Here is a 645-nt window from a genome sequence, read left to right as displayed (position 1 = left end):
AACCGCTCTTCCGATCTGAGTGCGAGCGTCATACACATGCCTGGAGTGATCGAGACAAAGAAAAAGGTTGGAATGAACATTCCCAGCAAAGCGGTATTCATAATCGTTATATTTTTATTATTAAATGTGTCGTTAACATAAAGCAATGCCTGACTAAAGCCAATATCAATATGAGTTGATGAAGCATAATGAGTCGATGAGGCAAACAGATGTGGGCGCAATAACCGATTAGCGGTAGACTAAAGCCATTTTCCTATATCAACGGCAAAGAGAGCAACAATGACGACTTTATTGACAGCGGAAGTTGAACCAAAGACCACAGCAAATGCTTCTGTTATTTGGTTGCACGGATTAGGGGCCGATGGCCATGATTTTGAACCTATCGTAAGAGAGTTAGCTCTTCCTAAAGCGTGCGCGATTCGATTTATATTTCCTCATTCACCTTCGATTCCCGTCACCATCAATGGCGGAATGGTCATGCCTGCTTGGTACGACATTTTAGATATGAGCGTTGAGCGTAAGGTCGATTTACCACAATTAAATGCGTCTGCAAGCGCGGTGCAAGCATTGATTGACCGTGAGATTGAGCGTGGGATCAAATCTGATCGCATTATTCTTGCTGGTTTTTCAGATCGGAAGAGCGGT

The 645-nt window shown here is 43.4% G+C and carries 2 pseudogenes; one reads left to right on the top strand and one right to left on the bottom strand.

The annotated features are described in order from the left end of the window. A pseudogene (locus ACP45E_RS00595) lies at window positions 1-221 on the bottom strand (LysE family translocator); the annotation flags it as partial. A 58-nt stretch (window positions 222-279) separates the two neighbouring features. Here ACP45E_RS00595 and ACP45E_RS00590 point away from each other — a divergent pair. Next, window positions 280-645: pseudogene (locus ACP45E_RS00590) on the top strand (alpha/beta hydrolase); the annotation flags it as partial.

This window comes from Vibrio genomosp. F10 str. 9ZD137, from assembly GCF_049974785.1.
GTDB lineage: Bacteria > Pseudomonadota > Gammaproteobacteria > Enterobacterales > Vibrionaceae > Vibrio.
This window is presented reverse-complemented; position numbering and strand designations above follow the sequence as displayed.